Genomic DNA, 8,739 nt, shown 5'->3' with positions numbered 1-8,739 from the left:
GGGAGGGTGAGGCCGACGAAGCGCTGGCGCGAGCCGCGTTGCGCGAGGTGGGGCTGGAAGGTTTCGAGGCGCGAGACGTGCAGACCCTGTCGGGTGGCGAACGGCAACGGGTGGCGATTGCGACCCTGCTCACGCAGTCACCGCGACTGTTTCTGCTGGACGAACCCAGCAATCACCTCGACCTGCATTTCCAGATTGCGATGCTGGACCTCTTTCGCCAGCGGGCGAATGCCGGCTGTGGGGTCGTGATGGTGTTGCACGACGTCAATCTCGCGGCACGCTATGCGGACCACGTGATCCTGCTCGATGGGCGCGGCGGGGTAAAGGCTGGCAGTCGCGACGAGATTCTTTGCGAGTCCTGGTTGAGTGCAGCCTTCGGCCATCGTCTGCGACGCTTTGAGTGTGACGGCAAAGTGATCTTTCTGCCGGATTGAACTCTGCGAGAACGAGTTGTTTGCAGGAACTGTTTGGTAAAGGAGTGGTGATGGAATTGGATCGGCCGCAGGTCCGACAGGCTGCTCGGCGTTGTCCGGCTTTGCTGATCGCCGCCCCGGCGTCCGGGCAGGGCAAGACGACCGTGGTTGCCGCCATGGCCAGGATGTTCGCGCGGGCGGGTCGGCGAGTGCGGGTCTTCAAGGGTGGTCCGGATTTTCTCGATCCGCAGATCCACACGCTCGCCAGCGACGCACCGGTCTATAACCTCGATCTGGGCATGTGCGGCGAAGCTGACGCACGCTGGCGGCTGAGCGAGGCCGCGGCCGAGGCGGATGTGGTCATCGTCGAGGGCGTGATGGGGCTTTTCGACGGCCAGCCGTCGAGCGCCGATATCGCCGAACGTTTCGGCATTCCGGTGATGGCGGTGATCGATGCGTCGGCGATGGCGCAGACCTTCGGGGCGGTCGCTCACGGCCTTGCCTCTTATCGGCTTGGCCTGCCGTTCTCGGGTGTGCTCGCGAACCGCGTCGGCAGTCCGGGGCATGCCGCCATGCTCAGAGAAGCCGTACCCGCCGACATGCGCTGGTACGGCGCCATCACACGCGACGCAGAGGCTGCGTTGCCGGAGCGTCACCTCGGACTGCTGCAGGCGGCGGAAATCCCGGATCTGCTTGCGCGCCTGGATCGCTTCGCGGACGCGCTGGAGCAGACCGGTGCAGGTGTGCTGCCCGAGCCGGTGGCTTTTGCGGCCGCGCAAAAGCCCTTTGTGCCTCGTCTGCTGACTGGCAGGCGGATTGCGATCGCTCGTGACGCGGCCTACGGTTTCCTCTACCCCGCCAATCTCGACACGCTGCGCGACCTGGGTGCGGAGTTGGTGTTCTTCTCTCCGATCGCCGGTGAGGCACTACCGGACGTGGACGCAGTGTGGTTGCCCGGAGGCTATCCCGAATTGCATGGTGCGCGGCTCGCCGCGCGCGACGACTTGTGGCAGGAGCTGCGCGCCTTCATTGACCGCGGACATCCGGTGCTGGCTGAGTGCGGCGGCATGATGAGTCTGTTCGATACCATCGTTGACAAGCAAGGCCAGGTTCACCGGTTTGCTGGTGTGCTGCCGGGGCGCGCATTGCTACAGCCTCGCTTCGTGGCGCTCGGCACCGAGTGGGTAGACTTGCCCGAAGGCACCGTGTCCGGCCACACCTACCATCACTCCCGAACCGAAACCGACATGCCGCCTTTGCTGTGCGCGCGACGTGCCGACGGCCGACAGGGTGAGGCGGTGTATCGGCGGGGGAGGCTGACGGCCTCCTACCTGCATCTTTACTTTCCATCCAACCCTGAAGCGGTCGCTGCGTTGTTTTCCGCCTGAAGCTCAGCGGCCGCTTGCGGCGATGCGCTTCTTGCGCGCATCGTCCAGAGATTCGCAGACGATTTCCGCACCGTCTAGAATGCGGGGCGTTGGGCGCTGGATGAGGTCGGGGGGCACGAAGTAAAGGTTGCCCGCCTCTGCGGCGGGCAGGCCGCGCCAGTCGCGCCAGCGGTCGAGCCATTCCGGGCGCGCCTCTCCCATGCCGCTGGCCACGATCACCTCGGGTGCGGCACCCAGCACCGCCTCAGTGCCGATCTGCGGAGCCAGTTGCGGCAGTGTGGCGAAAACGTTGCGACCTCCGCAGAGCGTGATCACGTCGGAGATCATGTGTTCGCCGTTGATCGTCATCAGTGGTTCGTTCCATATCTGGTAGAACATCGTGATCGGCGCTTGTGACGAGAATCGTTCGGCCAGTTGGCGGTGACGTTCACGGAAGGCGGCGGCCGCCGCGTCCGCTTCGGGCTCGGTACCGGCGAGTTTGCCGAAGCGCTCGAGGCTATGCGCGACGTCGTCCAGGCGGCGGGATTCGTTCATGAACACCGGTATGCCCAGGGCCGCGAACTTGTCGAGATGCGCTTCGCGATTACCGCTCGACCATGCGATCACGAGATCCGGGCGTAGCGCGGCAACCGCTTCGAGATCGATGCTCATGTAGCCTCCGACGCGTGGAATGTCAGCTGCCTCGGGAGGGTAGTCGCTGTACGCAACCGCGCCCACGATGCGCGAACCGGCGCCTGCGGCGAACAAGACTTCGGTGACATGCGGCGCGAGACTGACGATGCGTTGCGCCGGTGCGGCGAGCGTGATCTCACGGCCTTCGTCGTCGGTCACCGTGACCGGATTCGTCGCGTGCGCGGTCAGGGTGAGTGTCGCACCAGCGACGAGGCCGAGCATGTGCAGAGCGAAGTCGGCAGTGTGTTTGATGCGGCGGGAGTCGTTCATTGTTCTTCCGTGATTCGTCGGAGTGCGGCTTCGAGGCGTTGCCATTCATGTTCACACGCTGGCAGGCCGAAGCGGATTCTGTCGGGGTTGTCGAAGCAGCGCACGAGGATACCTTGTCGGGCCAGGCGTTCGGTCCAGTTCGCCGCCTTGTTCGTCGTGATCTGCTGGAACAGCGCGCAGCCGCTCGGAGCACCGAGTCCGCATTCGCGAAGCAGTGCGGACAGACGCGTGCTGGCCCGTCTCAGCGCATCACGTGTGCGTCCCTGCCACTCGGTATCGGTGAGCGCGCAGCGCGCGACCAGGCGCGAGGGCCCGGCGATGGTCCATGGGCCGAGGATTTGCGCGAGCTGCCGGTTGAGTTCGGCCGGGGCCAGCACGAAGCCGACGCGTGCGCCGGCAAGCCCAAAGAACTTTCCGAGGGAGCGCAACACGACGAGGGCGGGGTGGCCGGCGTTGGCCGCCATGCTGGCCTCGGGCGTGGTGTCCATGAAGGCTTCGTCTACGAGCAGCCACCCGCCTCGCGAGGCGAGTCGCGCGTGTGCAGCTTCCATGCGCTTCGGCTCGATGATTCGGCCGGTGGGGTTGTCCGGGTTCACGACGATGACGATGTCGCTGGTGTCCGCCGCCTGCTCCAGATCTTCACAGCCGACCACCGACGCCTGGCGCGTGTGCCAGGCCCATGCGTGCTCCGCGTAGGTCGCCCCGAGAATGCTCACACGGTTGCCAGGAAGCACGTGCGGGAGTGCCTGTATTGCGGCCTGGGAGCCGGCCACCGGCAGGATGTGCGCGTCGTCGCACCCGTAATACGCGGCAGCAGCCGTTTGCAGACCGTCGTTGTCTTCGGGCAGGCGCAGCCAGCTGGAGGCGGGAATCTTCGAAGCTGGGTAGGGCTGTGGATTGATGCCGGTGGAAAGATCGAGCCAGGTCTCGAGCGCAATGCCGTATTGACGGGCGGCGTCGCGCAGACGACCGCCATGGTGAGGGCGGGAGGAGGGCAAGCCGTCAGAGCGCATGAATGAGCGTGCCTGTGGCGATGACTGCAAGCCAAAGCCAGGCGCTGTTGCGGACCAGGCGGGTTGCCCTCGTGATGCAGTCTGCGTCCGGCGGCTTGCCCGTGCCCAAGGTCGGACGGGTTTCGGTTCGACCCTGATAGGAGGCGGCGCCGCCGAGACAGACGCCGAGCGCACCGGCGCCCGCCGCCATCACCGGGCCGGCGTTCGGGCTGCTCCATGCAGGCGCCTGCTCGCGCCAGCACACGAACGCATCGCGTGTCCGGCCGAGCAAGGCGTAGCTCAGCGCGGTCAGCCGTGCGGGGATCCAGCCAAGCACGTCATCGCTGCGAGCTGCGAACCAGCCAAAACGCAGATAGCGCTGGTTGCGATAGCCCCACATGGCGTCGAGCGTGTTGGCGAGCCGGAAGAGCAGTGCGCCAGGCCCGCCGAGAAGACAGAACCAGAACAGGGCGCCGAAAACCGCGTCGTGCCCGTTCTCGAGCACGGTCTCGACGCCAGCACGAGCGATCGCCTCGGACGAAAGCGTCTGGGTGTCGCGGCTTACCACGAGCGCAAGACTCGCGCGGGCAGCCGGGAGGTCTTCTCGCGCCAGCGGTACGGCGATCGCCTCGGCGTGTTCGACGAGGCTTCTTCCGCCGAGGGCGAGATACAGCAAGCCGATATCGATGATCCAGTGAGCGCCTGGTACCGAGTCGCGCACGACCCAGGCCAGGATGACCAGCGGCAGTATCGCTGCGCCCCAGGCGACAAGACCGCTTGTCCGGCCCTCGCCGAATTGCGCTCGGACCCGCTTCTCGATCGCGCTCGCAAGCTTCCCGAAGCCGACCAGCGGGTGCCAGCGGCGCGCCTCGCCCAACAGGCGGTCGGCCGCCATGGCGAGCACGAGCTTCAGTAACAGTGACAGCATTGGATTCGGACGGGGATAATCAAGAGTTTCGCGGTTCGAGCAGACAGCGGACCACAAAGACGCAAAGCAGGGATTCTAAGCGATGACGGCGACAATCAGACTGATGGTTCAGGGCACGACCTCGGATGCGGGCAAGAGCACTCTCGTGGCCGGGCTTGCGCGGGTGCTTGCCCGGCGCGGCATGCGGATTGCGCCCTTCAAGCCGCAGAACATGGCGCTTAACTCGGCGGTGACCGCCGACGGCGGGGAGATCGGCCGGGCGCAGGCTCTGCAGGCGCTCGCCGCGGGGGTGGAACCGCACACCGACTTCAACCCGGTCTTGCTCAAGCCGTCCAGCGACATCGGCGCTCAGGTGATCATTCACGGCAAGGTTCATGCGCAGCTATCCGCGCGGGACTATCACGAGTACAAGCCGGTGGCGATGCAGGCGGTAATGGCTTCGTGGCAACGGCTGGTCCGTGATTTCGAGGGCGTTCTGGTGGAGGGGGCTGGCAGCCCGGCCGAGATCAATCTCCGTGACCGAGACATCGCCAACATGGGTTTTGCCGAAGTGGCCGACGTACCGGTGATTCTGATCGCCGACATCGACAAGGGTGGCGTCTTCGCGCACCTCGTCGGAACCATGGCCTTGCTGTCCGAGAGCGAGCGGGCGCGAGTGCTGGGCTTCGTGATCAACCGCTTCCGTGGCGACATCGGCTTGTTGCAGTCGGGTCTGGACTGGCTGGAGGCGCGCACCGGATTGCCGGTGTTCGGTGTGTTGCCGTATCTGCATGGGTTGTTTCTCGACGCCGAGGATGCGATTGATGGATCTCAGTCGAGCGGGGGGCAGACGCGGCTTCGAGCCATCTCGCCCGTGTTGCCGAGGGTGTCGAACCACACGGACCTCGATCCCTTGCGTCTGCATCCCGAAGTCGATTTTTCGTGGGTCGGCCCAGGCCAGCCCGTTCCGCCGGCCGATCTGGTCGTGCTGCCGGGTTCGAAGAGCGTGATAAACGATCTCGCCTGGCTGAGGCAGCAGGGCTGGGACGCCTACCTGCAGCGTCATCTGCGATATGGCGGCAAGGTGCTCGGTCTGTGTGGGGGCTACCAGATGCTCGGGCACTGGGTGCGGGATCCGCACGGGATGGAGGGCGAGCCCGGACAGACACAAGGGCTGGGTTGGCTCGATCTGGATACTACGCTCGAGCGGAACAAGCATTTGCGGCAGGTTGCCGGCAGCCTGACCCTGACGCCGGCAAGACTGAATGGGTACGAGATCCATCTCGGGGTCACCACGGGTGAGGCCCTGACCCGACCGCTCGTCCGGCTCGATGATGGACGAGCCGATGGGGCGATTTCAGAGGACGGCCTGGTGGCGGGTACCTATGTGCATGGCTTGATGGATCATCCCGAGGCCCTTGCTGCGGTGCTTTCGTGGGCCGGGATGGCAGAGGCTGTTACCGAGGATATCGGGGCGCGTCGCGAAGCCGACCTTGACCGGCTTGCGGATGCAATCGAGAGCCATCTTGATCTCGGGCGCTTGCTGCAAGCGTCGAGTTCTCATCCGCACAGCCCAAGGGAATAGGAGGGGTGGCCCGACTGGAGCCAGCCCCTGCCGGACTTCATTGGGCGGTTTCGTTTCCGACCGTGACCTGCTCGCGCACCTGCTCGAGTGAACGCTCCCCGATGCCCGGTACATTCACCAATTCGTCGACCGACTTGAACAGGCCGTTCTCCTGGCGATAGGCAACGATGGCGCTGGCCTTGGCGGGGCCGATGCCTCGCACTTGCTCCAGCGTGGCGGCGTCAGCAGAGTTGATATCGATCTGCGAAGATGCCATTGCGGCCAGCGGAGACAGGGAAAGCGCGAGCAATGCGGCAAGTAGAAGTTTTTTCATAAGATCCTCATTGATGACGTAGCCATATGGCAGGGGCATAGTCGCGCACACGAAGCAGGAATGTCAAGAGCATTTTGTCACCAGGCCCTCAATTGAGTATTCCAATATGCGGATACTCTGATATACTAAATAAGGTCTTAATGCTGAGGAGTTCGACATGCTTCGTTTCGATATCGCTCCGGTGTGCTCGAATGCCTACCGTTTTCAGGCCGCAGTAACACTCGCGGTGAGTGCGATCTACTTCTTCACGCCCTACAAGTGGGTCGCGGTGATCCTGATGTTCGGCGGTCTGCTGCGTGGCTTCGTATCACCGCACAAATGCCCCTCCTACAAGCTGTTCTCCGCGATCACCAAAAGAGTGGGTGTGGCCAAACCGGTGAATGCCGGTGCCAAGATGTTTGCCGACAAGTTGGTTGCGATCATGGGCACCATCATGCTGGTGACCTGGCTGATGGGTTCGGGGATCGGCAGCATTCCCGCGGTTGCGCTGATGGTCTTTGCGACCATTGATCTGGTCAGCGGCTTCTGCGCTGCCTGCTGGGCCTACACGATGTGGTACCGGGTGCGCGGCGCCTGAAACACTCGTTGATTCGCAACATTAGAAAGCCCGATTCTCCGATCGGGCTTTTTTCTATCCATCGTCCGGATGGGACTGGGTGATCGGATGTTCGTGGTCGGATGCCCTCGGCGAGGTCGTGGCCGCTGGGCGGGTCGCTCACGCTGTTCGGTTCTTGCAGGTGCGATGTGCTGCGCTCACCAAAGCGACCAGCGCTTGATCGGAATGACCTATGTGTGCGACCAACCACTTCTGCAGGTAATCGATGAACTCCCTCAAACCGTCAAGGTCCGGCGCGGATGTCCTCAATTCCTCCACTTTCGTGGCGAACGTACGGTGCTCGGCAATGTGCGCCGCCAGCTCCTTCGCGACGGACGGCAGACCGATTAGAAGGTTTTCCTCGGTGGCGAAGTGGAAGAGCGCATAGCCGCTCAGACGCGGCAACACCTCTTGCCAGGCCCGGTGGGGATTGCCGTCGTTCACACAGCGTTCAAGCTCGTTCGCGATCTCAAGCAGCTCCTGATGCTGCAGATCGAGCTCGCGAATTCCGGTTTCGAGTGACTTGTTCCACATTAAAGGCATCAGAGCCTGACTCGCCAAATAGTATCTGCACTAAGATCTTTGTTTCCCGTCCCATTCTAACGGAAACGCAGCTTTGACAGCCCTTCGTCAATCGGTAAGTGGCGGCGCCTTGCGACGCATCAAGATCCACGCGATGGGCCTGTTGGTTGCCTTCTTTCTCGCCTTGTCTTATTTCGCTGCTCAAGGCTTCAGCGAGAAGATCGGTGAGCGCGATACGGCCCGCGCCATTTACGGGTGGACCCAAACCGCAATCATCTTCAACGATCTGATCCACGAGCTTCAGAGAGAGCGGGGTTTGTCGAGCGGCCTGATTGTTGATTTCCACGCAGAACTGACCCGGGGTTTTCATCTAAAACTGACCCACCGGTTTATGCGTACAGTATAGCTACGCGGGGTTGGTTCCGGTTTCGGGTTGTGGTGTCTGTTCTCCTTGTGTTTTTGGGGTTCGAGTACGGCCCGGCTGCAGCCGGGCCGTACTTGTCTTGAAGCGCCAGGATTCGTTGCCGGTCTCGACGATATGGCAATGATGGGTCAGGCGGTCGAGCATGGCGGTGGTCATCTTCGCATCACCAAAGACGTTGTCCCACTCGGCAAAGGACAGGTTGGTCGTGATCATCACGCTGGTGTGCTCGTAGAGCTTGGAGAGCAGGTGGAAGAGCAAGGCGCCGCCGGCTTGGCTGAACGGCAGGTAGCCCAGTTCATCAAGGATCACCAGATCGACGTAGAGCAGCCGGTAGGCCAACTGGCCCGCCTTGCCGTTGGCCTTTTCCTGCTCCAGGGCATTGACCAATTCCACTGTTGAGAAGAAGCGCACACGCTTGCCCAGATGCTGGACGGCCTCGATGCCGATCGCGGTGGCCAGGTGCGTCTTGCCGGTACCGGGCCCACCGATCAGCACCACGTTGTGGGCCGCCGCGATAAACTGGCCAGCGTGCAGCCGACGTACCAACGCCTCATCGGCTCGCGCCTGCGTGAAGTCGAAACCGGCCAGATCCCGATGCGCGGGGAAGCGCGCTGCGCTCATCTGGTAGGCGATCGAGCGCACTTCGCGCTCCGCGCTC

At 63.4% G+C, this 8,739-nt stretch carries 11 protein-coding genes; 5 read left to right on the top strand and 6 right to left on the bottom strand.

Features of this window, described 5'->3' with window-relative positions; translation table 11 throughout:
* A partial coding sequence (locus GPA21_RS17390; protein WP_168989373.1) for an ABC transporter ATP-binding protein occupies nucleotides 1-434 on the top strand: 434 nt, incomplete at its 5' end.
* Nucleotides 435-484: 50 nt separating this feature from the next.
* The gene (locus GPA21_RS17385; protein WP_168989372.1) at nucleotides 485-1,801 is read left to right on the top strand and encodes a cobyrinic acid a,c-diamide synthase CobB; all 1,317 of its coding nucleotides are present in this window, start codon (nucleotides 485-487) and stop codon (nucleotides 1,799-1,801) included.
* Between the two features lie 3 nt (nucleotides 1,802-1,804).
* On the opposite strand, the gene GPA21_RS17380 is transcribed toward GPA21_RS17385, so the two are convergent.
* From GPA21_RS17380 to cbiB, 3 genes are read right to left on the bottom strand one after another with little or no spacing between them, the layout of a single operon-like run.
* A complete protein-coding gene (locus GPA21_RS17380; RefSeq protein ID WP_168989375.1) occupies nucleotides 1,805-2,695 on the bottom strand; it encodes a cobalamin-binding protein in 891 nt (296 codons plus the stop codon).
* Nucleotides 2,696-2,739: 44 nt separating this feature from the next.
* Complete coding sequence (gene cobD, locus GPA21_RS17375) at nucleotides 2,740-3,756, bottom strand: threonine-phosphate decarboxylase CobD (protein WP_168989371.1); 1,017 nt, start codon at nucleotides 3,754-3,756, stop codon at nucleotides 2,740-2,742.
* A complete protein-coding gene (gene cbiB / locus GPA21_RS17370) occupies nucleotides 3,746-4,663 on the bottom strand; it encodes an adenosylcobinamide-phosphate synthase CbiB (protein ID WP_168989370.1) in 918 nt (305 codons plus the stop codon). The genes cobD and cbiB overlap by 11 nt, the downstream gene beginning before the upstream one ends.
* An 82-nt stretch (nucleotides 4,664-4,745) precedes the next feature.
* On the opposite strand from cbiB, the gene GPA21_RS17365 reads away from it, so the two are divergent.
* On the top strand, nucleotides 4,746-6,227 hold the full coding sequence (locus GPA21_RS17365; protein WP_211163665.1) for a cobyric acid synthase: 1,482 nt from the start codon (nucleotides 4,746-4,748) through the stop codon (nucleotides 6,225-6,227).
* Nucleotides 6,228-6,264: 37 nt separating this feature from the next.
* Here the strand turns inward: GPA21_RS17365 and GPA21_RS17360 are convergent, their stop codons facing one another.
* Nucleotides 6,265-6,540, bottom strand: coding sequence for a ComEA family DNA-binding protein (locus GPA21_RS17360; protein WP_168989369.1), 276 nt, complete (start codon nucleotides 6,538-6,540; stop codon nucleotides 6,265-6,267).
* A gap of 157 nt (nucleotides 6,541-6,697) precedes the next feature.
* Between GPA21_RS17360 and GPA21_RS17355 the strand changes: the two genes are divergently transcribed.
* Entirely contained in the window at nucleotides 6,698-7,117 is a 420-nt protein-coding gene (locus tag GPA21_RS17355) for a DUF4395 family protein (RefSeq protein WP_168989368.1), read from the top strand.
* 138 nt (nucleotides 7,118-7,255) lie between these two features.
* Here the strand turns inward: GPA21_RS17355 and GPA21_RS17350 are convergent, their stop codons facing one another.
* The gene (locus GPA21_RS17350) at nucleotides 7,256-7,669 is read right to left on the bottom strand and encodes a bacteriohemerythrin (protein ID WP_168989367.1); all 414 of its coding nucleotides are present in this window, start codon (nucleotides 7,667-7,669) and stop codon (nucleotides 7,256-7,258) included.
* Nucleotides 7,670-7,751: 82 nt separating this feature from the next.
* On the opposite strand from GPA21_RS17350, the gene GPA21_RS17345 reads away from it, so the two are divergent.
* Complete coding sequence (locus GPA21_RS17345) at nucleotides 7,752-8,063, top strand: hypothetical protein (protein WP_168989366.1); 312 nt, start codon at nucleotides 7,752-7,754, stop codon at nucleotides 8,061-8,063.
* On the opposite strand, the gene istB is transcribed toward GPA21_RS17345, so the two are convergent.
* On the bottom strand, nucleotides 8,064-8,739 hold a 676-nt coding region (gene istB / locus GPA21_RS17340), incomplete at its 5' end, for an IS21-like element helper ATPase IstB (RefSeq protein ID WP_168989365.1). It abuts the gene before it with no gap.

The sequence above is a fragment of the Azoarcus taiwanensis genome (genome assembly GCF_012910885.1).
In the GTDB taxonomy this organism is placed as follows: domain Bacteria; phylum Pseudomonadota; class Gammaproteobacteria; order Burkholderiales; family Rhodocyclaceae; genus Azoarcus_F; species Azoarcus_F taiwanensis.
Note: the sequence above shows the minus strand (reverse complement) of the source record. Positions and strands in the feature narration are given on the sequence as shown.

Bases quoted from the DNA above. Each gene is read 5' to 3' on its own strand.
- GPA21_RS17365 (WP_211163665.1), top strand. From the start codon at position 4,746: ATGACGGCGACAATCAGACTGATGGTTCAGGGCACGACCTCGGATGCG.
- GPA21_RS17355 (WP_168989368.1), top strand. From the start codon at position 6,698: ATGCTTCGTTTCGATATCGCTCCGGTGTGCTCGAATGCCTACCGTTTT.
- GPA21_RS17350 (WP_168989367.1), bottom strand. From the start codon at position 7,669: ATGTGGAACAAGTCACTCGAAACCGGAATTCGCGAGCTCGATCTGCAG.
- GPA21_RS17360 (WP_168989369.1), bottom strand. From the start codon at position 6,540: ATGAAAAAACTTCTACTTGCCGCATTGCTCGCGCTTTCCCTGTCTCCG.
- GPA21_RS17385 (WP_168989372.1), top strand. From the start codon at position 485: ATGGAATTGGATCGGCCGCAGGTCCGACAGGCTGCTCGGCGTTGTCCG.
- GPA21_RS17380 (WP_168989375.1), bottom strand. From the start codon at position 2,695: ATGCTCGGCCTCGTCGCTGGTGCGACACTCACCCTGACCGCGCACGCG.
- cobD (WP_168989371.1), bottom strand. From the start codon at position 3,756: ATGCGCTCTGACGGCTTGCCCTCCTCCCGCCCTCACCATGGCGGTCGT.
- cbiB (WP_168989370.1), bottom strand. From the start codon at position 4,663: ATGCTGTCACTGTTACTGAAGCTCGTGCTCGCCATGGCGGCCGACCGC.